The sequence below is a fragment of the Burkholderia sp. Ac-20392 genome (genome assembly GCF_017104585.1).
Classification (GTDB): Bacteria; Pseudomonadota; Gammaproteobacteria; order Burkholderiales; family Burkholderiaceae; genus Burkholderia; species Burkholderia lata.
This window is the reverse complement of record NZ_JAAGPB010000005.1, coordinates 1-23,606: the sequence shown is the minus strand read 5'-3', so window position 1 is coordinate 23,606 and position 23,606 is coordinate 1. Positions and strand designations below refer to the sequence as shown.

Genomic DNA, 23,606 nt, shown 5'->3' with positions numbered 1-23,606 from the left:
ACTGCCAACGAATCTTGACACCTAGGATCATGAGTACTTCGGATCGGTCGCTTGCAGTACTGAAACTGTTTTCAATCGATAAGCCGGTATGGACAGCGGAGGAGATCTCCACCGCACTTTCGGTTTCGTTGGCTACTTCCTATCGTTATCTCGCCTCGCTGGACGAGGCGGGACTCGTTGCAGCTGCCACCGTAGGGCACTACGGGCTCGGACCGGCAATCGTTCAGCTCGATCGCCAAATTCAATTGACGGATCCGTTGTTGAAGGCGGCTCGACCTGTCATGGCTGACCTATCGAAATTTGCCCCAGACGGATCTGCGATTTTGCTTTGCCGGCCCGCCGCAGATTGTGTCCTGTGCATTCATCAAGTCCTAACCACCGGACCGCAAGAACCTGTTAGTTACGAGCGCGGGAGGCCGATGCCTTTATTCTTCGGTGCCACGTCGAAGGTTATTCTCGCCAATCAACCGGCAAGAGGCATGAAGGCGATTTATGCCCAGCACGTGCGCGCAATTGAACAGGCGGGTCTGGGAACGTCCTTCGCAGAATTTCGCGATACGCTCGCGGCGTGGCGTAAGTCCGCGTGCATGGTTACACACTCTGACGTTGACCCTGGCAGAACCGGTATCGCAGCCCCCATCCTGAACGAAGCCCGGACCGCAATCGGCAGTCTGAGTTATGTCGTTCCGCACACGACAGAGGAACGTGTGGTTGGTCGACTAGCGACCCTTGTAAGTGCAGGTGCCAGAGAGATCGAGGGAGTGCTTGTGAACAATGGAGTCCCTGTCTGAATTGGAAGTGCCGCTTAAATCACAGATGTCGCCTTGTATTGAGATTTAGCGGTCCGTTGAACGTAAGAGCTTACAAAGCACTTGCCTGCGCATCTTCCACCATCTTTGAAATCACGCTCGATCCACTCAAGACGTCAATTGCCGCGTATGCCGGCCCCACTAACCAATCCGCGTTCGCGCGCCCACACGATCGCCTCGCCGCGGCTGTGCACGTCGAGCTTCGCGTAGATCGTCGCGACGTGATTGCGCACCGTGTTCGGCGCGAGCCCGAGGCGGCCGGCGATCTCCTTGTCGGCAAGACCGTGGCACAGCAGGTCGAACACGTCGCGCTCGCGTGCGGTCAGGTCCGACAGCTGGGCGCCCGCATCCGGCGCATTCGCACGCCGCACGTTCGCGAGCTTCTCGATCAGCGTGCGGCTGAACCACGATGCATCCTGCATCGCCGTTTCGATCGCATAGACGAGCTCCATCTCCGTGCGCTTGCGGTCGCTGATGTCGAGCAGTGCGACGAGCAGGCAGTCGCGCCCGTGAATCGCGACGGGATCGGCCGACACGACGCAATCGCGCACGTCGCCTTCACGCGTGCGGATCTGCACGTCGGCGTTGCGCACGCTGCCGTCGCGCGCGAGCTGGCTCTCGATGTGCTGCCATGCGGCGCGCTCGGCCCATAGCCCGATCTCGTCCGCGGATTTGCCGAGCAGGTCGTCCTGCGCGTGGCCCGTCATCGCGGCGAACGCGCCGTTCACGTCGAGCAATTCGAAGCGGTCGGCCGTGACGATCGCGGTGGCGACCGGCGCCATCCGGAACGCCGTCGCGAAGCGTTCCTCGCTCTGCCGCAGCGCGCGCTCGGCCTGTTTGCGCGCCTCTAGATCCATGAGCGTGAACAGCACGCACGCCTCGTCGTTCATGTCGATCGGCTGCCCGGCAACCACCACGGCCTTCGTGCTGCCGTCCGCGCGCTTCAGCACGGCCTCCATCTGCGGGATCGTCGCGCCTTCGCCGAGCCGCTCGATCGCGAGTTCGCGCCGCTCGGCCTGGTCGAGCACGTCGATCTCGTACACCGAGCGGCCGAGCACGTCGTCGCGCGCGTGGCCGGTCAGGTCCAGAAAGCCCTGGTTGACCTTCACGTAGCGCAGGTCGCCGAGCCGGCAGATCACGGCCGGCGCAGGGTTCGCGTTGAAGGTGCGCTCGAAGCGTTCCTCGGCGCTCGCCCATTCGGTCGCGTCGTGCAGCACGAGCGCGAGGCAATCGGGCTCGCCGGCCGCATTCGTCAGCACCAGGCTGCGGATGCGGTGGACCCAACTCACGGTTTCGTCGGCGACCGATTCAACTTCGACCGTCACGTCGCTGAACTCCTCGCCCGCGATCACGCGATCCATCGGATAGTGGCCATCGCGCACGGGGTGGTTGTTCCGGTAGCGCAGCCGGAAGTGCTCGCGGTAATCGGTGACGGTCGCGCCGAGCGCCTTCAGCTCGGTCACGCCGTGCATCGCGAGCGCGGCGTCGTTCGCCCAGACGATCCGCTGGTCAGGCTCGACCAGGATCACACCCGCGGTGAGCCCCGCGATGATCTGGTGCAGTTGGTGCCTATTGGTATATTCTTTCAGCGTTTGCTCATCTGTCAATTCGCTCACTGAAGTATTTTCCCTATCGCCGATTTAGTATCCGCCGTTCGTCTGTGCTGGGACGCCCGGTCACAGCCCGAAATTGATCACACGCCGCAGGCCCTGTCGCGAAGCATTGACCGACTATCCACATAGTACGAGCACATACCGCACCGATACCGTGCGGCTCCTCACCAAACGGAGTTGCGCCACGCGCGTACCGATCATAGCGATCGGGCCATGCACTGCTTTCACTAACGGGTTCCGTCGTGCATGCAAACGCTCTAATCGATACCGCGTATTTGCGCGATGCTCGTCCTCAAGCACATCGATTTCCCGCCACCGTATGGTTCGCTTTCAAGCAACGCAAGAAAACCAAGGTGCAGGACACCTCCACGAAAGCGCCGTTTAGTGACCGGCACAATGCCGGATTAACTCGTCAGGGAAACCTCGCCAGAACTTCGATTGGGTAGGTTGATTAGGGAGCAAGCCAAGCTCAACGCTATCGCGCGACGGCTCAACGAACGTCCACGCAAGACACTAAACTTCGATACGCCGGCTGAACGATTCGATCGAGCGTTTGCATCGACCGGTTGAAGCTACCGCCTCATCTGGACTCTCCCCACGAAAATGGGAATCGAGGCGAGGTTGATGGCTGACTTGGCAACGGCTGGTGGCACGAAGTTTGACATCAGCGTGAAAACGAGCGAGCGTATCGTCGCGGTGACAGGCACGCTGGAGACGAAGGCCGCTGTGCACGCGGCTGTCCTCGTGACGCGCACTCCCTGCGTGCTTCATGCGTCAATCGCGCAGCCCCACGACTTCCGGTCGAGTGTGGGACGCAGTCTTAACGACCGACGCCGCCACTTGCATCGCTTGCTTGTTGTGCACACCGGCCGCTAGTTCCGGCGCGTCGATGGCCGATGCTAACATTCGTCAACCTGAAGCGACTCCTCCCAAACTACGCATGAGCAAAACGACAGCCCCGGCTAAATCGCGCCCGACCCGTAGCGACGCTCAGCGGCAGGCCATACTCAATGCCGCATCGCTGCTGTTCATCGAAAAAGGCTTCGGCGGTACCAATATCAACGATATTGCAGACGCGGTCGGCATGACCCGCACGGCGCTGTACTACTACTTTCCTAGCAAGGAATCGATGCTTGAAGCGCTCACCCGCGACGTGACTGAGCGCGCGAGCGATCTCACGAAAGTTGTCGCTCAACGCCCAGAGCTTCCGCCACAGGAGGGACTTCGACAGCTCATCCTCGGCCACGCTGGCCTTATCCTCTCGCACCCATTGCAGTTTCGCGTCGTCGAACGCAGTGAGAGCAGCCTGCCGGATCCGCAGCGCGCCGCCGCTCAGACTGCCCGCCGAGCTGTGCGAAACAATTTCGTGAACGTCATCCGGCGTGGTATCGACCTTGGCACATTCCAAGCCGTCGACGCCGACATAGCGGCTTTCGCCATCATCGGGATGTGCAACTGGTCCGCGTGGTGGTTCGATACCCGCAGGCAAAAGTCTGCCGAAGCGGTTGCTGAACTCATCGCCTCGCTCGGGCTGCGCATGCTCTGCGTTGAGACCGACGACAGCGCCCGGCCTTCGAACGAACGCGCTGACATTCGCCGTGCACTGACGGAAATGCATGACGCGCTCTCCACACTCGAGAACACGCTGCTCGGCGGTAAGGACTAGACCAGCCGCGAGTTTCTCATCTGCGTTTCAGTTAGTGTTTACATCTACGTCAAATATTTGACGCGGTCGTCAACACTCCCTAGCATTGGCGCATGGTCAATGTCAGGAGCGCGCACGCGCGATTCGTCCGATGAACGATTTGCCTTCATCCAGCAAGCCGATCGCCCAGGCCATCGCAGGCTTTCTAAACGCTGACTGGAATCCGCGTGACGTTCCGCCGAGCACGGTCACGACGAACGTCGTGCTGCGCACCGCCGACCAAGCAGCCACCGGCGGCTCACTGTACCGTCCGCCGATCGCGACGGACACGGTGGTGTGCGTGATGCATCCGCGCGAGTTCATGGCCTGCCATTACCTGATTCCGGATATCGTGGGCGCCGGCTACGCTGCGTGGTCGCAGTCACCGCGCGCTGTTGGCAACGACCTGCGGCTGGAACACGAGTTCGCGCTGCACGACGTGGCCGCCGGGCTGCAATACCTGCGCGCGGCAGGGTTCCGGCGCATCGTGCTGCTCGGCAATTCGGGCGGCGCCGGACTTTATGCCCTTTATGTGCAGCAGTCCGAGCTGCCGGGCGCGCAGCGCATTGCATGCACGCCTGGCGGACGAATAACACAGCTCGCCGAACTCGACATGCCCACCGTCGACGGTTTCGCGCTAGTCGGTCCGCACCCCGGGCAGGGTGCGCTGTTACTCAACTGCATTGATCCGAGCGTCTCGAACGAGAACGATCCGCTCTCCGTCGATCCGTCGCTCGATCCCCTGTCACCGGCGAATGGGTACTTGGGCAAAGGCAACACCCGCTATAGCGCTGAATTTGTCGACCGATATCGCGCGGCACAGCGTGCACGCGTAGCGCGCCTCGACGCGTACGCGCGATCGTTGATCGCACGTCGTCAGGACGCTCGTCGGCGCGTAAAGGAAAACGGCGCGAGCGGCATTTCGGTCAAACCAGACGACCGGCGCGTCGCCGCGCACACGCCGATCTTCAACATCTGGCGCACCGACGCCGACCTACGCTGCTTCGATCTCGGCCTCGATGCGTCGGATCGCAAGTTCGGCTCTCTGTGGGGCGCCGATCCGTACGTGTCCAACTACGGCGCGGTCGGTTTTGCACGGCAGTGCACACCGGAGAGCTGGCTTTCGACTTGGTCGGCGCTGTCGTCCAACGCGTCACTGGCCAGCACTGCGCGCTCGATCGTCCAGCCTGTGCTCATCATCGAATACACCGGCGACCAAGCGTGCTTTCCGAGCGACGTGAAGACCATCGTCGATGCGATCGCGTCACCATCCAAACGCCACCACCGCGTACGCGGCGATCACCACGGCCGCGCGTTGAGCGCACACGAAGCGCCCGGGCGGCTCGAGGCGGGACGTCTGCTCGCTCTATGGCTGAGCGAGCACTTTTCGCCCTGACCGGACAGCCAGCTGTTCCCGGCCCGTCTTCGTCATCACGACTTTCAATGGACGACACAAGTCATGCATGCTCACCCTCTTCCCCCGCTAAAGCTACACGGTGTCGACCACACCGCACGGCCCACCTGGCGACTGCGTGAAACCGTCGAGTTCTACCGCGACAAGCTCGGGCTGCCGCTCGTGCACGTGATTTCCGCACGCGGCTGGGGACCTGCGACGCACCCGGACTTCCTGCATTTCTTTTTCGACAGCGGCAACGGCAGCACCATCGCGTTCTTCTACTACCTCGGCAGCGAAGAGCCAGCCGAGATCCCGGCACGCACGACCGCTCGCCCGCTTCCAGACGATCATGTCGCCGACGCCACACATACCGCGTGGCTTGTCGACGGCCCGGACGAGCTACGCGCGTGGAAGCGACATCTCGATGCTCAAGGGCTCGACGTATCGATGGAAACCCGGCACGAAGTGATCGAATCCGTCTACGTACGCGATCCCAACGGCTACTTCGTGGAGTTCACGCATAAGCTGCGCTCGCTGACAACTGTTGATGCCACCGATGCACAGCTCACACTCGAGGCGGCGATGACGCTGGAGGACGCCGCACGCGCGGCTGGTCGCCCGATGGATACCATCGACGCGATATGGAACCGCAAGGCGGAGCTGGTCGCTGAACGCGGCAATGCCTCCGCCGCGCCGGTGCGCATCTCCGTGCCCCGCGTGGCGGAATTCGCGCCGTTGGTGCGCACAGCATTGCAGCATCCCAATTGCCGCGTGCACGAAGGTGAAGAATACGATTCTATCGAAGCCGACGGGCCGATCGAGTTCGAGCGCCGCGCGCTCGGCTTCAAGCCCGCGCTTTGGTACAGCATGCTCACTGGCGGCTTGCACGGGCGCATTGAGCAGTACGACCACGACATCGTACGCATCGCACCGTTACAGTCCTGAGCCGCGGCGAGAGGAGACATAATGGAGATACGAATCGAACAACCGATTAGCGGTGTCGTTTATCCCTGCCGAATCCGTGCTGAGGCAGCACTCGCCAGCGGCGCGTGGATCGCCAGTACCGTCGGCGACGCACTGCGCGCCACCGCACTGCGTTATCCGGATCGACTCGCGTTTGTCGGTCATGACCGAAAGATCAGCTTCGCCGAACTCGACGAGGCCACCGAACGCCTCGGTGCCGCATTGCTCGCGCGGGGCCTCGCCCCAAGCGACCGTGCGATCTTTCAACTCGGTACTACGGTAGAAACCGCAATCGCTCTGCTCGCCTGCTTCAAGGCCGGCATCGTGCCGGTGTGTTCGCTACCGCAGCATCGCGAGATCGAAATCGGTCAGCTGTCGCACCTATCCCGTGCACGCGGCTACTTCATTCAGGCGGATTTCAGCCCCCGCTTCGACCTGCCGGTCTTCGCCGAATCGATGTCGGCGCGTCATCCGTGGATTGAGCATCGGGTGATCGTGCGCGGCGAACATGCTGGCGCAGTCGCTATGCAGACGCTGATCGATGGCATACCGCTCGGGCAAGCGCGCGAACGCCTAGCGCGTGTGCGGATCGGCTTGTCGGACGTACTCAGCTTCCAGCTCTCCGGCGGCACGACGGGCATCCCCAAGATCATTCCGCGGTTCCATGCCGAGTATCTCGGCCACTCGGCGGGTTGGATGCGACGTTATCGCGTTGACGCTAACAGCCGGTTGATCTGGTCACTGCCACTGGTGCACAACGCTGGCCAGCTTTACGCCCTGATTCCAGCGGTGCTCATCGGACTGCCGGTCGTTCTGATGCCACAGGTCGACATTCCGATGATGCTCGACCTAATCAGCAGGCACCGTATTACGCATGCGCTGTCGATCGGCCCGATCGCACCGCAACTGATGGCTTATGCAGATATCGCACGGCATGATCTGTCGTCGCTCGAGTTGTTCGCAACGATGAGCCGCGCCGATACGTTGGAAACACACTTGGGCGTGCCGTGCTCGAACCTGTACGGTACCACGGAAGGTCTACTGCTCGGCTCGCCGGCCGATGCTCCAGACCGGGTACGACATCAGACGCAAGGGCGCTCCGGGTGCGACGATGACGAGATCCGTTTGCTGGAACCAGGCTCAGAACAGCCCGTCCCACGCGGCCGGATCGGCGAACTATGCTTCCGCGGGCCGTCGACGCTTACGGGGTACTTCGCGAACGCGGAGGCCAACGAGCAAGCCTTTACGTCCGACGGTTTCTACCGCACCGGGGACATGGCAACCGCGCATGAAGTGGACGGCGCGCTTTACTACACGTTCGAAGGGCGCTTGCGGGACAACATCAACCGCGGCGGCGAAAAGATCGGCTGCGAGGAAGTCGAAAGCCACGTCAGTCAGCATCCGTCGGTCGCCGACGCCAAGCTGGTGCCCATGCCCGACCCGTTCTATGGCGAAAAAGGCTGCGTCTTCATCATCCCTCGCCCGGGCATGCAAGCGCCCGACGTGCAGGCGCTCGGGCGGTTCCTCGTTAAGCGGGGCCTGGCCCGGTACAAGTGCCCCGAGCGAGTCGAGGTAATCGACGCATTTCCCGTCACGCGCGTGGGGAAGGTCGATAAGCCTGCGATGAAACGGATCATCGTCGATCTCATCGCGCAGGAAGCTGGACAATGAACGCGCCCGCACCAATCGAACACCTGATCGGCGAACGGCCGCCCACGGTGCGCCGTCGAATGAAATGGAACGGATGCGAGCCCGCCTGCGTGGTCGACGCCGCCACCTTCGCCGATTTCGTAATCTGCGCAGGCGAACTGCTCTCCGGAGCGTTGCTCGGCGGTACGCCACAGTGTGCACAACGCGCACTCGGCTTCGGCACGCCAAGCCGTGCGCTGTCGTTCGATTGCATCGGCGCGCTGCGACCCGACGACGAATTCGACATGACCACGCGAGTGGCGGACGTGCGCAATCGTTCGTACATGCTGGACATCGCGTCCCGCACGCCGCAAGGCCCGACCGCGGTCAACGCACGCCTTCACCGCACGCCGCACAACCGTATGCGCCGCGCACGACGAGCGCAGCTCGATCGTTATCCCGCCCGCTTTCCGCCAGGCGTTGCTAGACCACCAGCGAGATTGTACCGGCGCCACTTCGAATGAATTCGTCAAGGACAACGCATCATGAAAATCGACATTGTCGGCGCCGGCCCGGCCGGCATGTACTTCGCATTACTAACCAAAAAATACAATCCATCTAATCGCGTCACGATTTATGAACAGAATCCGGAGGGTGCGACCTACGGCTGGGGCGTAGTGTTCTCCGATATCGGGTTGTCGTTCCTGAAGGAAGCCGATATGACGTTCTTCGACGAATTCATCGCGCATCACGAACGTTGCGACTACATGGAAATCGTTCACCGTGGCACTCATGTTCAGGTCCACGGTAATCATTTTTCGCGCACGTCGCGCATCGACATGCTGCGAGTCCTGCAGCGTGCTTGCGAGCGCGAAGGTATCAGGATCGAATACGGCCGGCGCATCGAGGATGTGCACGCGCTCGCGGCCGACTGCGACATGCTGGTGGCTGCCGACGGCGGCAACAGCTCGATACGCACTCAACTGGCCGATCACTTTCGCCCGCAGTTCGTTCAGCGCCGCAACAAATTCGCGTGGTACGGAACGCACCAGCTCTTCCATCCCGTTTCGCTGATCTTTCGCGAAACGCTGCTCGGCGTGTTCATTGCGCATTGCTATCAGTACAGCTCCGACCTGTCGACCTTCTTGATCGAAACGGACCCCGATACGTGGCGCCGTGCCGGGCTCGACCACGCCAGCGAGGACGAAAGCCGTCGGTTCTGCACCGACGTGTTCCGCTCCGAGTTGGGCAGCAATGTACTGCTGACCAACCGCTCGCTCTGGTTCGAAGCCAACATCGTCAACACCGCAAACTGGCATCACGACAACATTGTCTTGCTCGGCGACGCATTGCGCACTGTGCACTTCTCGCTCGGCTCCGGTACCCGCATGGCGATGCAGGACGCGATCGCGCTCTACCGTGCAATAGCGGCGACGCCATGCGACCTACCGGCCGCGTTCGCTGCCTTCGAGGCAGCGCGCCGGCCCGCGTCGTTCAGCTTTCTAGGCGCGGCGGCAAAGAGCCTCGACTGGTACGAGAGCGTCGCCAGCAAGTTGCATCTCGACCCGGTCAGCTTCGCCTATGACTACATGTGCCGAACCGAAAAGGTGACCCGCGACGACCTTCGGCGACGCGACCCGTTGTTTGTCGACGCCTACGACACGCTTCAGGCACGCGCGCAATAAAGGAAAATACTATGACCAAGACAACCACAATCAATGTTGCCGACGTTATCGGGAGCAGTCGTCTCGGGGCTCTGCAGTATTTCGTACTAAGCCTCTGCACACTATGCCTAATTATTGATGGTTTCGACGTGCAGGCAATCGGCTATGTCGCGCCCGCCATCATCAAACAATGGGGCATCGCCCGTGCCGACCTCGGACACGTGTTCGGAGCGGGCCTTGTCGGCATGACGATCGGTGCGCTGTTACTCGGCCCCGTGGCGGACCGCATCGGCCGACGGCCGGTGCTAATCGGCGCCATGACATTCCTTGCGACGAGCGTGTATGCGACGGCCCAAGCTGGCTCAGTGCCGCAGCTGCTACTGCTTCGGTTCGCTGCCGGATTGAGCATGGGCGCAATTATCCCGAACGCGGTCGCCCTTGCTGGGGAGTTCAGCCCGACGCGCATTCGCGTTACGACGATGATGATCATTTCCTCTGGCTTCATCGTCGGCGGCGCGATCGGTGGCGCCGTAGCCGCGCCGCTGATTCCGGCATTCGGCTGGCGATCCGTGTTTATCGTCGGCGCAGCTGCACCATTGCTGGTGGCCATCGCGATGATTGTGGGTATGCCTGAATCGCCTCAGTTCATGGCAATGCAACACCGCAGCCGTCACCGCGTTCGAGCACTTCTGCGACGCATTGATCCCGCGCTCGCAATTGGTCCGCACGTCGAAATTTTCGTTCCTGAGAAGAAAGCCGCCGGCATGCCTTTCTTGCACTTATTCCATCATGCGCTCGGAACTGGCACCGCGCTGCTTTGGGTCCTTAACTTTATGAACTTGCTGGCCGTTTACTTTCTCGCAAACTGGCTACCGATGATCATGAACGGTGCGGGACACACCACCTCTCAGGCCGTGTTCGCCGGCATGGTCTTCTGGGTCGGGGGCATCGCGGGTAACCTTCTTCTCGGCTGGCTGGTGGACCGGTACGGCTTCGGGCCCACGCTAGCGCTGACCTTCGTCGGCTCGGCGCTGGCGGTCGCCGCGATCGGTCAGGTGGCCGGCTCCCTGACGAGCGCTTTCATCGCCATTGCGATCGCTGGCTTCGGTGTACTCGGCGGCCAAACCGCGCTGAATGCGCTAGCCGCGGTGTTTTACCCGACCGCGTTGCGGTCCACTGGCATGAGCTGGGCGCTCGGCGTAGGCCGCCTCGGCTCGATCCTCGGCCCCGTAGTTGGCGGCGAACTTGTGCGATTGAACTGGCCGTCCTCCAGCCTACTCATGGCGGCGGCCGCGCCGTGCGTCGCGGCTCTACTCGCAACTCTCGCCTTCTGGCGAGCCGGCGACCTGCCGGGTCGGGCAAAAACGCTTGAACCAACGCCACGCGACGTCGCCTCCCGCAGCTGACCCTCCACACCGCACGAAAAGGACCATACCTTGACCAGACATTTCCGCAACAGACAGATCGTGCCCAGTTCCAGCACGACGATGGATACCGAGATTCCGGCGATGCTTCGCGCTCGCGAGTCTGTCCGTTCGGCTGAGCGCTTCACCTTCCATTCGCGCCGCATGCGTATGTACAAGGTCGCAAAGGAGGAACTGGCCGCGATGGAGAGGGGAGCCCTGCGCTGTGCCGCCGAACTCACCGACGCGCGCGTGGACGTGATGAGCACGGCGTGCCTCGTCACAATCGTGTCCATGGGCCTCGGCTATCACCGCATGACCGAACGTCGATTGACAGAGGTCGCGCGAGCCAATCATTACCTGGTCCCGGTAATGACGTCTGCCGGCGCTCTTGGACGAACTGAATACGCTGGGTGCACGCCGCATCGCGCTGATGGCGCCGTATGTGAAGCGGCTGACCAACCTCGTCGTCCAGTACATCGAGCTCGAGGGCATCGAGGTCGTCGATGCGATCTGATTCGAGACTCCCGGCAACCTCGAAGTCGGTAGGCGGAATCCGTTGCAATTGCTGAACGACGTAAAGCGTTTGAATACAGCGGGGGCTGACGTGATCGTCGCGTCCGCCTGCGTAAAAATGCAGTCGCTGCCGGCTGTCCGACGCATCGATGATGCGACCGGGATTCGGACGGTCTCCACCGCGATGTGTACGTCCGCCGGATGCCCGACAATCTGGTTCCGGCACCCAAGATCCCTGACGCGGGCGCTCTGCTACAGGCACGCTGATTCGTCGCACGCAAGCTTGCATTCTGGCCGGTATGAAGCCACATTTTTCGGGTGAGCGGCGACCGATCCGACCAGCTCGTCCGGGCCAAATCCAGTCCTACAAATTGATTGGCGCACACAAGTGTTTTCGAATAGAGCACCGATCGCGCATGCGAAGTAAACATATTCTAAACAAGGCGTTGCAACGCCAGAATGGAGATAAAACCGTCATGAAAATCAAATGGAGCGCCGCCGTGTTCGCGACGGCGTCAGGGCTCGCATACGGGCAAAGCAGCGTCACGCTCTACGGAATTGTCGATACGGGCATATCCTATTACAACCACGCGACTCCACATGATGGATCGTGGGTTGGCTTGCCCATTCTGACCGGTGAATTACCCTCCCGCTTCGGGTTTAGGAGTACTGAAGATATTGGTGGTGGCTACCGCGTGTTCTTCGTGCTCGAATCGGGGTTCCAGCCAGGCACCGGCGCACTGAATTACGGCGGCCGCCTATTCGGCCGGCAGGCCAACGTTGGGATCGACAGCGATTACGGTGCATTGACGCTTGGCCGGCAGATGAACATGACAACCTACGCGTTGGCGAAGGCCGACGTAATCGGGCCGTCTATTCATTCGTTGTACGTGCTCGACGGGTACCTGCCGAATGCACGCAGCGACAATGCTATCGGCTACTTCGGCCGCTTCCGCGGCATCACCGTCGGAGCCACATACAGCTTCGGTCGAGACGCAGCCGGCCCCGCGGGACCGAGTGCGACAAATTGCGCCGGACAGGTAGCAGGGGACATCTTGGCGTGCCGGCAATACACCGCACTCGTCGCCTACGATACTGCTACTTTCGGCGTGGCGGCGTCCTTCGACGTGATGCGAGGCGGCACCGGAGCATCCGCCCCATTGAATCGAAGCACATCCACTGCAACGCGGAATATCATCGACGGTTACCTGGTCGCGGGCACGGCCAAGCTCGGTATCGGCTGGATACGAAATAACATATCGGCCGCCTCCCACCTGCAATCGGACATCTTTTTCGCCGGTGCAACATATTCGGTCACGCCGGCTTTTTCCGTCGACGCCCAGGGCGTCCGCTACCTGCAGCGCAGCCGCGATGCTGGAAGCCACGACGCAAACTCAACACTGCTCGTTACGCGCGCGAACTACGCGTTGTCGAAGCGCACGATCGCCTATACGTCGGTCGCGTACATGTTCAACAGCAAGCTGGCGGCCAACCCAGTTGCCGCAGGCGGAACGGTGGGGACAGGTATGAACCAACTCGGCGCCATGATTGGCGTCCAGCAGAAGTTCTGACGTAGCGGCGTCGCTTTGTTGCTGTCATACGTGGCCGGGAAGACGGAAGCCGATTGTCTATGAGAGCCCCTCGCTTCTTCCCCACCTCTCCGGGGCACCCGGGGTTTGCGCGCGGCGCGAACCACGTTTTGGCAAGAATGTATTGGCGCTGGCCAGCGGATGGTAGCGACATAGTCCGCACGCGCCTACCTTGACGTCTGATGTGAGCAACCGCAGTTCATGTGAGGAGCCTCGAGCGCGGAACCCGCGAACAGACAGTATCCAGGAAAAGATCTCAATGACCGAGAATGCTCCATCAAACGCGAATGCAAGCGCAGGATTTCCTTACGAGTATGGTCATTTCATCGACGGCATGTGGACGCCAAGCGACGCCGGCAACAAATCGGGGCACCTATACAACCGGACGAACCATGCATACCCATATGCTGCCAATTCACTCCGCTGGGTCGCCAAATCGGAGTTACCCCCCGGTGTGGGTGGCCATGTGACGGTTCAGACTCCTGGCCGGACAAAGACGACGGCCCGGCGGTTTGGAGCAATCGTCATCGGGTGGTCGCGATTGGTCTGAGCATCAAATAAGTGAGTCGCCGGGCTTGGTTCGTGACGGCCAACTAGCAACGCGAATTGGCACTCTGGAACGGTGCGGAGTTCGATGCTTTTTCGATCGAGGCGTTATTTCTGCTTTAACTCATTGCGGTCCTTCACTAACCTCAAATCGAAGGGGATGTCATGAACAACACCCATGAAGGGCGGGTGGCTATCGTAACTGGCGCCGGCCGCGGAATCGGGCAAGAAGTCGCCACGCGTCTAGCAGCGCGCGGCGCGCAAGTGGTGTTGATCGATCTCGACGCCCCATCGGAAACGCGTGCGCTGATCGGCGGCGATCCGCTTATGCTAACCGGGGACGTCAGCGACGCAAAGGCATGGATCGGTTTCGCGCGGGCGGTTGACGAACGTTACGGACGCGCAGACATCGTCGTGAACAACGCCGGCATTTATCCGTTCGCTGCGTTCGACGATCTCGATTTCGATCTGTGGTCGCGCACGCTACGAGTGAACCTCGATTCGCATTTCCATTCAGCAAAGGCATTCGTCCCGCTGATGCGTGCGAACCGGTGGGGACGCTTCGTGAATTTCTCGTCGAATTCGATCGGCACGCCGCTCGCGGGACTCAGCCACTACATGGCGGCAAAAATGGGCGTTATCGGTTTCGTTCGTGGGCTCGCCAACGAAGTGGCCGGCGACAACATCACCGTGAACGCTATCCTGCCGGCACTCACTCGCACACCCGGCACGAGTGGCATTCCAGACGAGCTTGCACGGAGCGTATGGCAGCAGCAGGCTATCAAGCGCTTCGCGACGCCTGAAGATATCGTCGGGCCGATCCTGTTTCTCACCAGCGACGACGGCGCCTTCGTGACCGGCCAGGCACTGGCAGTCGACGGGGGAATGTACAAAATCTCGTGACCCCGACTGCTAGCCCGAGCTATCGCGCGCCCGCCTACGGGTCTGCGATGGCGTTTCGCCGTACCGCCGCCGGTATTGCAGGTTAAATGCACTCAGATGAGTGAACCCGTATTGCAGCGCAATCGTTGAGATAGTTGCCGCGGAACCGACGTTCGAGATCAGTTCGGTACGTATCTTTTCCAGTCGCAGATGGTTCAAGTGCTGCATCGGTGTCGTTTGGCGGAATGCGCTGAACGCTCGCGATAGCGACCGGATGCTGCAATCCGCCGCCGCGGCAATTTCCGTGAGCGTCAGCGCCTGTCCAAGCCGCGCCTCCATGAACTCGACAGCTCGACGCAACTGCTTGGGAGCAATCACGCCGCTCGATCGATGTAACTCAGCCGTGTAGTTGTGAGGTTGCGTGTCAAGCAACGTTACGATAAGCATTTCCTCGACGCTCGGCGCAAGATAATCTCTCAGTACGGCATCACTTTCGTTTAGCGTCGTCACGACGAAATCCAGCAGCATGAACCATCGCGTCAATGCATGGGAATCGCGCATCGCAATCTCGAACCGTAGCGGCGCGCGGCCCGGATGGCGCATCATGCGCCAGCACGCTGCGGACACGCGCCGATGATCAAGCTGGACCTTCAGGACCTCCGCCGTCGGTTCGTAATGGAACCGCGGCGAGTCCGACGCTAAGCTAAGGACGGTCGCCCCCGGCTCACCGCCGTAGTATTGCGCTTGCCCTGCAGTCATTCCCGCCCGCCCCCTTATGGTCGTCGTAATGAGCAGGCAAGCGCCGAGGTCGTCGGGCTCGATCTCGATGGTGCGCCCAAATGCCAGCGTGGATACAGCAAAGAGCCCGCACTCCACGCCGTGCAGCACGATCGGTGCAATCGCATCGGCCGCCTGAGCGCAGACGCGGTAATTGCAATACCGGTTGGCGATGGCGGAATGAGCTGCTTCGAGCTCATTGACGGACAACTCCAGGAAGCGCGCAGCGAGACGCGCCGAAGGTAGAGTCAGCATGCTGAATTTACGTGGACGCGACTGGAACTTGGGAACCGACACTCGCCATCGATGCAAGCCGCGCCACATCGGGATAGCTTCACACAATGCCGATCTCGCAAAACATTTATCCTTTAGCCGCGTCACTTATCGGCAACCCTTGCAGCCCGACTTTGAGTTGAGTATAGTTTTTTTGACACGTTCGTCAAATAATTGAAAATCCGCCTTCTCGCATGGTGCAATGCCAGGCGTCGGGCTTACAACAGATATCCTTATAGCTGCAACGATTCCGATTCCCATCAAGAATTTCGCCGGAACACCTTGAAATTCCAGCTCGGAAGTTATGCTTCTTCGGTGCGCTCACCCAATACGTCACGCATCGCTTCCAGAATCGCGTCCCGTTGCGGATGGATCCGCTCGACGGGGCCGGCCACGCCCATGGCCAGCGGCAGGCCGTTCCAGCCGTCCGCGATCACCATCGAGATCATCGCGGCACCCTGCGTGACCGTATGCGCCGAATAGGAATAGCCGCACCGGCGCGTCTGTTCGACCTTGTCGAGCACGACATCCTCGTCGATCGTCCGGCCCGACTTGCCGAGCCGGCGGATGCTGCGCGACACGAGCCGGCGGATCGCGCTGTCCGGCTGGAGACTCAGCAGGGCCCAGCCAAGGCCTGACATGCAGATCTCGCGACGCGTGCCGATCGGCGCGTAGAACTGGATCGGAATCGCATGCGCGCCCTCGACCGCATCGATGTACTGCACGTACAGGTCGCTCTGCACCGCGATCACGACGGCCTCGCGCGTGCGGACCGCCAGCCGCTTCGCGACGGCATGCCAGTGCCGCCGGCTGCCTGCCGTCGAATCGACGAGCGCTTCGCCGAGATTGACGAGCCGCGCAGTGGGTGCATACGTATGCGTTGCGTCGTCGTACGCGAGATAGCCGAGCGCCTTCATGCTGGTCAGCAACGCCGCCGCGCTCGAGCCTGGATAGCCGCAGCGCGTGGATATCTCACGCACGCTCAGCGGTCGCTGCAATGTGCTGAACAGCTCCAGCACTTCAAACACGCGTGCCGCGCTCTTGACCACGTTTCCGCTCATCCAGCCGTCTCCTCACGCCACCGGGCGAGCCTTCCACATATGTGGAACGGAATTTCCCGCCGCCAACCGTCGTGACGATACTAGGCTTCGGCCCGCGGCGTGAAGTCCCGCGGTACAGAACACTCGGAGACACCATGACAGCCTTTCTGATCCGTGAACGGCAGGGACCGATCCTGACCGTCACGATGAATCGTCCGGAAACCCGCAACGCCATTTCGGACAACGATGCGATCGATGCGCTGACCGAATGCTGCGACGACGCGAATCGCGACGAGTCGATCCGCGTGCTGGTGCTGACTGGTGCCGGCACGACGTTCTCGTCGGGCGGTAACGTGAAGGCGATGCGTGCGTTCCTGGAATCGGACCCGCACGACCTCGCCGCGATCCGGACGAGCTATCGCCGCGGCATCCAGCGCATCGCGCACGCGTTCCAGCACCTCGAAGTGCCGGCCATCGCGGCGATCAACGGCCCGGCCATCGGCGCCGGCACCGATCTCGCGTGCATGTGCGACATCCGCATCGCCGCCGATCGCGCCCGCTTCGCCGAAAGCTTCATCGCCCTCGGCCTCGTGCCCGGCGACGGCGGCGCGTGGTTCCTGCCGCGGGTCGTCGGCGCCGCCGTCGCCGCGGAAATGTCGTTCACGGGCGATGCGCTGGACGCACCGGCGGCGCTGCGTTGCGGGCTCGTCTCGCGCGTCGTTCCCGATGGCGACCTCCTTGCGCACGCGCTTGAACTGGCCGGCCGCATCGCCCGGCATTCGGGCACCGCGTTGCGCCTGACCAAGCGGCTGCTGCGCGAAGGCCGCCACGCGAGCCTCGACACGCTGCTCGACTTGTCGGCGTCATACCAGGCGTTCGCGCACGCCACCCCCGAACACCGCGCGGCAGTGAACGCACTGTTCGCCGCGCGCGGTTGAATCCGCGACGCATCGCCTGCCGGCATGCCGGCATGCCGGCAGGCCGAATCCCACATCGAAGGAAACATCGTCATGACAAGCAGTCACGAAGGCGCACTCGCAGGCGTGCGCGTGGTCGACCTGAGCCGCGTCTACGCGGGGCCGTTCTGCGCGCAAACGCTCGCCGACCACGGCGCGGACGTCATCAAGATCGAACCGCCGCAGGGCGACGAAACGCGCGACTGGGGGCCCGCAATGCCGAACGGCATCTCCAGCTACTACTGGGGGCTCAACCGCAACAAGCGCAATCTCGCGCTCGACCTGTCGCATCCGGACGGGCGCGACGTGCTGTTCCGCCTGCTCGACACGGCCGACGTGCTGATCGACAACTTCAAGCAGGGCACGCTCGAACGCTGGGGCATCGGCTACGACGACTGCCTGCGCGCGCGCTTCCCGCGCCTCGTCCACTGCTCGATCTCCGGATACGGCACCGACGGCCCGCTGGCGCGGTTTCCGGGCTACGACGCCGTCGCACAGGGCCTCGCCGGCTTCATGTCGATCAACGGCGAACCGGGCGGCATGCCGTTGAAGGTGCCGTTCCCGGTCGTCGATTACGCGGCGGGCCTGAGTGCCGTGTCGAGCGTCCTGCTCGCGCTGGTCGAACGGACCCGCTCCGGCCTCGGGCAGCACGTCGACATCGACCTGTTCAGCACCGCGCTGTCGATGCTGCATCCGGTCAGCACGACCTGGATGGCAACCGGCGACGTGCCCGTGGCGACCGGCAACGTGTATGGCGCAATCGCGCCGTACGGCATCTATCCGTGCAAGGACAAGCCGATCTCGACCGGCGCCGGCAACAACCGCACGTTCGCGCGGCTCGTCGAAGTGCTCGGCGTGCCCGAGCTGGCGCGCGACCCGCGGTTCGCGACCAACGCGAAGCGCGTCGCCAATCGCGATGCGCTCGATACGCTGCTCGGCCAGCTGACCGCGGAACGGCATGCCGACGACATCGTCGAACGGCTGCTGAATGCCGGTGTCGCGGCAGGCCCGGTGAACACCGTCGCCGATGCGTTCGGCCACCCGCAAGCCGCCCGCAACGCGATGTTCGTCAAGACCGGCACGTACACCGGCGCGGGCGTCCCCGCCAAGCTCTCCCGCACGCCCGGATCGATACGCCGGCCGCCCCAGCCGTTCGCCGCCGACACCGACGCCGTGCTCGACGCACTCGGCATCGACGCGGCTCACCGGGACGCGCTCCGGCAAGCGGGCGTGCTCCACGACATGCGCGCGGACACCACCGGGAGCGCGTCATGACCTCGTCCGGCTCGTTCTCTTCGCTGACGGGCGACGCCGCCCCGTCGATCCTGCGCAACGACGACAACGGCATCGCATGGCTGACGATCCATCGTCCGCACGTCGCCAATGCGCTGTCCGCCGAAGCGATCCGGCGGCTGTGCGACGAACTCGTCACGCTCGACGACAACCCGTCGATCCGCGTGATCGTGATCCGCGGCGCGGGCGACCGTGCCTTCAGCGCGGGCGTCGATCTCGGCGACCCCGAGATGCGCGGGATGCAGCCGATGCGCGGGCTCGCACGCAACGTGCACGAACTGATCCTCGAGCTGCGCAAGCCGACCATCGCGGCAATCAACGGCTACGCGATCGGCGGCGGCTTCGAGATCGCGCTCGCGTGCGACCTGCGAATCGCCGCCGATCACGCGACCTTCGCGCTGCCCGAAGCACGCGTCGGCATGGGCGCGAACTTCGCGAGCGTGCTGCTGCCGCGCATGCTGCCGCGTGCGATCGCGATGGAGCTGCTGTTCACGGGCCGCCGCTTCGACGCGGACGAGGCGCAGCGCGCCGGGTTGCTGAACCGCGTCGTCCCCGGCGCCGCACTCGACGACACCGTGCGCGAACTGGCGCAGACGATCGCCGGGAACGCGCCGCTCACGATCCGCCGCATCAAGGAAACCGCGACCCGCAGCCAGGGGTTGCCGGTGGCCGCCGCGCTGCGGCTGGACGTCGGCCCCGACGTCTATGCGAGCGAGGACCGGATCGAGGGCGCCCGCGCGTTCCTCGAGAAGCGCAAACCGGTATTCAAGGGGCGCTGAACCCGACGCAGCACGGCAGCATCACGCGCGCAACCGCTCCCAGAACGCGGGCGCGCGACAAAAGACATGGAACGGAGACACCTTCATGCAACGGAAAGCATTCGTGGTCGGCGCGTGCGTGCTATGCGCCACATCGGCGCACGCGTCGTCGGTCACGCTGTACGGGATCGTCGACAGCTACGTCGAATTCGATCGCATCGGCAGCCTGTCGAGCGTGCGGCAAAGCGGCGGCGGATCGTCGACGAGCCGGTTCGGGCTGACGGGCGTCGAGGATCTCGGCGGCGGTACATCGACGAAGTTCGTGCTGGAGAGCGGCTTCTCGCCAGCCGACGGCTCGTTCCAGGGCGGCACGCTGTTCTACCGGCAGGCCTACGTCGCGCTGCAGAACACGCGCTACGGCGACCTCCGGCTCGGCCGGCAATACACGCCGTCGTTCTACGTCGTCTATGACGGCGATCCGTTCGGGCTCAACGAACGGCTGTCGCCGCTCGCGCTGCTCGCGACGTCGACGGACACGATCACCCCCAACACGACGCCGCCGATTCCGCGCTTCAACCAGGCGGTGTCGTACCTGAGCCCCGACTGGAACGGCCTGCGCGTGATGGCGACATACGGCTTCCCGACGCCGAATGCGCTGTCCACACAGGCCGGACGCAACTACGGCGCCGGGCTCCAGTACCGGATCGGCGGGCTCTACGTCGGCGCGGGCTTCCAGGGCGACACGTCGGCCGGCAACCTGTCGCCCGTCGTCTCGCCGTCGACCACCCGCCACTACGTGTTCGCGGCCAACTACGCGTTCGCGCACGTCAAGCTGTACGCCGCGTTTCTCTATGGCGTCAGCACCGCGCCGAACCTGCCTGCGTTCTCGACCGCGGGTGCCGGCGCGTCGATCGACGTGGGCGCGCTCGATCGCGTGCTCGTGTCGGTCGTGCGCCGCGACGTGAAAGGTTCCGCGAACGACGCCACCGCGCTCGGCATCGGGTACGACCATCCGCTGTCGAAGCGGACGTCGCTCTACGCACGCTATCTCTACATGAAGAACGGCGGCGACGCGCGCAACACCGTCGTCGTCGGCCTGCAGCCGCAACCGGGCGGCACCGAGCAGGTGTTCGCGCTCGGCATCGTTCACCGTTTCTGATGGAGTCCTCATGACCCCGACCCTTTCGACCGACCCGGACGCCGTCGACGATGGTGCGACACCGGCGCTCTACCGCCGGATCTCGCGCCGGCTGCTGCCGTTCCTCATCCTCTGCTACACGCTGTCGTTCATCGACCGGATCAACATCGGCTTCGCGCACGCGCAGATGGCGGCCGAACTGAACTTCTCCGACGCCGTGTACGGGCTCGGCGCGGGCATCTTCTTCATCGGCTACATGGCGTTCGAGATTCCGAGCAACGCGCTGCTTGTGCGGATCGGCGCACGCCGGACGATCGCGCGGATCATGGTGCTGTGGGGGCTCGGCTCGGCCGCGACGATGTTCGTCACCACACCCGCGCAGTTCTACGCGTGCCGCTTCCTGCTCGGCGTGTTCGAGGCGGGCTTCTTCCCCGGCATCCTGTTCCATCTCGGCGCGTGGTATCCGCCGAAGCAACGCGCGAAGGCGTTCGCGCTCTTCATGACCGCGCTGTACCTCGCGGGGATGATCGCCGGCCCCGTGTCGGGCGCGATCCTGTCGTACTTCGATGGCGCCGCCGGCCTGAGCGGCTGGCAATGGCTGTTCCTCGTGGAAGGGCTGCCGAGCAGCGTGCTCGGCTTCGTCGCGCTGCGCTTTCTCGACGACCGGCCGGACGACGCACGCTGGCTGTCGGAAGCCGACAAGGCCGCGCTGCGCGCCGCGCACACGCAGGCCGAAGCCGGCAAGCCGGAGGCAATCACAGCTCGACCGCTGCTTGCGCACCGCGATTTCTGGCTGCTGTGCGCGGCCAATTTCTCGATCGCGGCCGCCGGCTATGCGCTGGTGTTCTGGATGCCCGTGATCCTGCATCGCGGCGGCCTGCATGGCGCGATGCAGATCGGGCTGCTGTCCGCGCTGCCCTACCTGTGCGGGATCGTCGGCATGCTCGGGATGGGCTGGCGCACCGAACACCGGCGCGAATGGCGCGGGCACGGTGCGTTCGCGATGATCGCGTGCGCAGCGGCGCTCATCGGTCTCGCAAGCGTCACCGGCACGCCGCACCTGTTGATCGTGCTCTGCATCGCGGTCGCTACGCACGCAGCGACGCTACCGGCGTTCTGGGTGCTGCCGGGGCTCGCGCTGCCGAAGCGTTCGATGGCGGTCGCGATCGCGGCGATCACGATGTCCGGCGCGATCGGCGGGTTCGCGAGCCCGTTCCTGATGGGCGTGCTCAACACGGCCACCGGGTCGATGCGCGGCGGACTCTATTTCAACGCCGCGCTGCTCGCAGCCGGTGCCGTCGCGTTGCTTTTCACGCTGCGCGCCCGCGCATCGTCTCGTCCGAACGCGGGCTGACCGCGTCGGCATTTCCTTCCCTCCCCCTCATCGACTCTCATGAATTTCGAACTCGAACTCGACCACCGGATGATCCGGGACCTCGTCGCACGCTTCGTGAAGGACGAACTGATTCCGCTCGAAGCAGCCGTGATGGCGCGCGAAGCAGACGGCCAGCCCTTCGGGCTGCTCGACGACGAACGTACGCGCCTCGACGAGCGCTCGCGGCAGCTCGGCCTGTGGGGACTCGACGCGCCGCTCGATGCGGGCGGCGCCGACCTGCCGGCCGTCGCGATGGTCGGCGTGAACGAAGCGATCGGCACGACCGTGACCCCGTACATCCTGCCGCCCGACTCGCCGAACCTGCGGATGCTGTGCGACGTGGCCGACGATGCGCAGCGCGCACGCTATCTCGACCCGTACGCACGCGGCGTCACGCGGGCCGCGATGGCGATCTCCGAGCCGGGCGCCGGCTCGGATCCGGGCGCGCTGTCCACGACGGCCGTGCGCGACGGCGACATCTGGGTGCTGAACGGCCGCAAGATCTGGATCAGCCACGCGACCGAAGCCGACTGGACGATCGTGATGGCGCTCACCGATCGAAGCAAAGGCAAGCGCGGCGGCATGTCGGCGTTCATCGTCGACCGCGACGCGCCGGGCTTCATCATCGAACGCCGGATCCCGATGATCGGCGGGCTGTCCACGTATGAAATCGTGCTGGAGAACTGCCGCATTCCCGCCGCGCAACTGCTGGGCCGGGAAGGCGCCGGTTTCGCGCCGATGCAGGCACGGCTCGCGAACCGGCGGCTGGAGATGGCCGCCTGGTGCATCGGCCGCGCCGAGCGCGCGGTCGCGCTGCTGTGCGACCATGCGAAACAGCGCAAGACCTTCGGCGTGCTGCTCGCGGAACGCCAGGCGATCCAGTGGTGGGTCGCCGATGCGCTCACGCAAATCCATGCGTGCCGCCTCATGACCTACGAAGCGGCCGCGCGCGTGGATGCCGGGCAGGACGCGCGCACGCAGATCTCGATGGTCAAGGTATTCGCGACCGAAATGGCTTGGCGCGTCATCGATCATGCGATGCAGACGCTCGGCGCGATGGGCATGACGAAGGAAATGCCGCTGCAGCAGATGGCCAGCGAAGCGCGTTTGATGCGCATCTTCGAGGGCCCGACCGAGGTACACCGTTGGGTCGTTGCGCGCAGCGTGCTGTGAGCGCGCATCCCGCCTTTTCGATGGAGTGACGCGTTGGATACCCTGCATCTCGTCGATCGTGAAATCCGCCCGCTGCTCGTGGCCTGGCCGACCGTCACGCTCAGCGCCGACACCCTCGCGCAGTCGCGA

At 63.4% G+C, this 23,606-nt stretch carries 19 protein-coding genes and 1 pseudogene; 17 read left to right on the top strand and 3 right to left on the bottom strand.

From position 1 onward, the window contains the following. Window positions 1-29 precede the first annotated feature (29 nt). On the top strand, window positions 30-791 hold the full coding sequence (locus tag G3N99_RS01265) for an IclR family transcriptional regulator C-terminal domain-containing protein (RefSeq protein ID WP_174985431.1): 762 nt from the start codon (window positions 30-32) through the stop codon (window positions 789-791). Between the two features lie 134 nt (window positions 792-925). Here G3N99_RS01265 and G3N99_RS01260 read toward each other — a convergent pair whose 3' ends face one another. After that, the gene (locus tag G3N99_RS01260) at window positions 926-2,425 is read right to left on the bottom strand and encodes a helix-turn-helix transcriptional regulator (protein WP_206121408.1); all 1,500 of its coding nucleotides are present in this window, start codon (window positions 2,423-2,425) and stop codon (window positions 926-928) included. A 937-nt stretch (window positions 2,426-3,362) separates the two neighbouring features. Here G3N99_RS01260 and G3N99_RS01255 point away from each other — a divergent pair. The 10 genes and pseudogenes from G3N99_RS01255 (at window position 3,363) to G3N99_RS01210 (ending at window position 14,715) form a co-directional block, all read left to right on the top strand. Further along, window positions 3,363-4,088, top strand: coding sequence for a TetR/AcrR family transcriptional regulator (locus G3N99_RS01255; RefSeq protein WP_174985427.1), 726 nt, complete (start codon window positions 3,363-3,365; stop codon window positions 4,086-4,088). Between the two features lie 130 nt (window positions 4,089-4,218). Then, window positions 4,219-5,502, top strand: a complete 1,284-nt coding sequence (locus G3N99_RS01250; RefSeq protein WP_174985425.1) for an alpha/beta hydrolase — start codon at window positions 4,219-4,221, stop codon at window positions 5,500-5,502. Between the two features lie 63 nt (window positions 5,503-5,565). After that, complete coding sequence (locus G3N99_RS01245; protein WP_174985423.1) at window positions 5,566-6,447, top strand: VOC family protein; 882 nt, start codon at window positions 5,566-5,568, stop codon at window positions 6,445-6,447. 21 nt (window positions 6,448-6,468) lie between these two features. Then, on the top strand, window positions 6,469-8,136 hold the full coding sequence (locus G3N99_RS01240; RefSeq protein WP_174985422.1) for an AMP-binding protein: 1,668 nt from the start codon (window positions 6,469-6,471) through the stop codon (window positions 8,134-8,136). Further along, a complete protein-coding gene (locus G3N99_RS01235) occupies window positions 8,133-8,618 on the top strand; it encodes a thioesterase (RefSeq protein WP_241011398.1) in 486 nt (161 codons plus the stop codon). Before G3N99_RS01240 ends, G3N99_RS01235 begins: the two co-directional genes overlap by 4 nt. A gap of 21 nt (window positions 8,619-8,639) precedes the next feature. Beyond that, window positions 8,640-9,779 (top strand): FAD-dependent monooxygenase, encoded by a 1,140-nt coding sequence (locus G3N99_RS01230; RefSeq protein WP_206121407.1) that lies wholly within the window; start codon window positions 8,640-8,642, stop codon window positions 9,777-9,779. Window positions 9,780-9,790: 11 nt separating this feature from the next. Beyond that, window positions 9,791-11,164 carry an MFS transporter gene (locus G3N99_RS01225; protein WP_174985418.1) on the top strand — a complete coding sequence of 458 codons (1,374 nt, stop codon included), beginning with the start codon at window positions 9,791-9,793 and terminating at the stop codon, window positions 11,162-11,164. Between the two features lie 30 nt (window positions 11,165-11,194). Then, window positions 11,195-11,944, top strand: a pseudogene (locus G3N99_RS01220) (Asp/Glu racemase). A gap of 209 nt (window positions 11,945-12,153) precedes the next feature. After that, window positions 12,154-13,248, top strand: a complete 1,095-nt coding sequence (locus tag G3N99_RS01215) for a porin (RefSeq protein WP_174985416.1) — start codon at window positions 12,154-12,156, stop codon at window positions 13,246-13,248. A gap of 729 nt (window positions 13,249-13,977) precedes the next feature. Continuing rightward, window positions 13,978-14,715, top strand: coding sequence for an SDR family NAD(P)-dependent oxidoreductase (locus G3N99_RS01210; RefSeq protein WP_174985415.1), 738 nt, complete (start codon window positions 13,978-13,980; stop codon window positions 14,713-14,715). Between the two features lie 9 nt (window positions 14,716-14,724). On the opposite strand, the gene G3N99_RS01205 is transcribed toward G3N99_RS01210, so the two are convergent. Further along, a complete protein-coding gene (locus tag G3N99_RS01205; RefSeq protein ID WP_206121406.1) occupies window positions 14,725-15,726 on the bottom strand; it encodes an AraC family transcriptional regulator in 1,002 nt (333 codons plus the stop codon). 320 nt (window positions 15,727-16,046) lie between these two features. Then, complete coding sequence (locus tag G3N99_RS01200; RefSeq protein WP_174985411.1) at window positions 16,047-16,805, bottom strand: helix-turn-helix domain-containing protein; 759 nt, start codon at window positions 16,803-16,805, stop codon at window positions 16,047-16,049. A gap of 134 nt (window positions 16,806-16,939) precedes the next feature. Here G3N99_RS01200 and G3N99_RS01195 point away from each other — a divergent pair, with 134 nt between their 5' ends. The 6 genes from G3N99_RS01195 to G3N99_RS01170 all read left to right on the top strand — a co-directional run bounded on the left by G3N99_RS01195 (window position 16,940) and on the right by G3N99_RS01170 (window position 23,477). After that, window positions 16,940-17,722 (top strand): crotonase/enoyl-CoA hydratase family protein, encoded by a 783-nt coding sequence (locus G3N99_RS01195; RefSeq protein WP_174985409.1) that lies wholly within the window; start codon window positions 16,940-16,942, stop codon window positions 17,720-17,722. A 72-nt stretch (window positions 17,723-17,794) separates the two neighbouring features. Then, the gene (locus G3N99_RS01190) at window positions 17,795-19,015 is read left to right on the top strand and encodes a CoA transferase (protein WP_206121405.1); all 1,221 of its coding nucleotides are present in this window, start codon (window positions 17,795-17,797) and stop codon (window positions 19,013-19,015) included. After that, window positions 19,012-19,812, top strand: a complete 801-nt coding sequence (locus tag G3N99_RS01185) for an enoyl-CoA hydratase-related protein (protein WP_174985404.1) — start codon at window positions 19,012-19,014, stop codon at window positions 19,810-19,812. Before G3N99_RS01190 ends, G3N99_RS01185 begins: the two co-directional genes overlap by 4 nt. A gap of 85 nt (window positions 19,813-19,897) precedes the next feature. Next, window positions 19,898-20,950 (top strand): porin, encoded by a 1,053-nt coding sequence (locus G3N99_RS01180; RefSeq protein WP_174985402.1) that lies wholly within the window; start codon window positions 19,898-19,900, stop codon window positions 20,948-20,950. A gap of 10 nt (window positions 20,951-20,960) precedes the next feature. Then, complete coding sequence (locus tag G3N99_RS01175; protein ID WP_206121404.1) at window positions 20,961-22,283, top strand: MFS transporter; 1,323 nt, start codon at window positions 20,961-20,963, stop codon at window positions 22,281-22,283. 39 nt (window positions 22,284-22,322) lie between these two features. After that, window positions 22,323-23,477, top strand: a complete 1,155-nt coding sequence (locus tag G3N99_RS01170) for an acyl-CoA dehydrogenase (RefSeq protein WP_206121403.1) — start codon at window positions 22,323-22,325, stop codon at window positions 23,475-23,477. The last annotated feature ends 129 nt before the right edge of the window (window positions 23,478-23,606 follow it).